Here is a 559-nt window from a genome sequence, read left to right as displayed (position 1 = left end):
GGAATTGCCTGTATCTGCTGGTGAGAAGGCAAAAATGGAGACCGCTGTAGTTTATATGAAAAGTAATGCTCCAAGCAAATTTCATTTGGATGCCGTTTTTGTTGAGAGCAGAGAGTTAATTTATTTTAAAGTTGACGGGCTGCATTTTCTTTCATCGCCTTCGATTTCTGTGTTTGATGACCCCGAGAAATATTTCGATCAAGGTGGATTGCCTCAGCGCTTTGATGTTCTCGTGAATCGAGTGGACGGAATTGTCTGTTATAAGGAACGGTGTGCCAATATAGTTATGATATGCCCATCAAAGAATAATCGTAAAAAAAAAGAAGAAGTTTGTAAATATTTTAATTAATCATGGGGTATGAGTTATGGCGGCAATTGGAGTTAGGGTTGTAAATGGCGTCAATTCGGTTGACACAGGGCACATGTATGTCGTTCTCATAGACGATGATGGAAATAAGGTGTCATATGGTTTCTATCCTGACAATAAAAATCTTGGTAGTGTAGGGGCGGGAAGGGTTTCTAATGCTGATATTGACATGTATGAAAATAATCCCTCTCA

General features: G+C 39.2%; 2 protein-coding genes. Both read left to right on the top strand.

The genetic code is table 11. The features are described from left to right. On the top strand, positions 1 to 349 hold a 349-nt coding region (locus GVL52_RS28360), incomplete at its 5' end, for a hypothetical protein (protein ID WP_160012691.1). 16 nt (positions 350 to 365) lie between these two features. Next, a partial coding sequence (locus GVL52_RS30685; RefSeq protein WP_210254126.1) for a hypothetical protein occupies positions 366 to 559 on the top strand: 194 nt, incomplete at its 3' end.

This window comes from Rhizobium sp. 18055 (assembly GCF_902706285.1).
Taxonomy (GTDB): domain Bacteria; phylum Pseudomonadota; class Alphaproteobacteria; order Rhizobiales; family Rhizobiaceae; genus Rhizobium.
The sequence above is the reverse complement of the archived record's forward strand: the minus strand, read 5'-3'. Positions and strand labels throughout refer to the sequence as shown.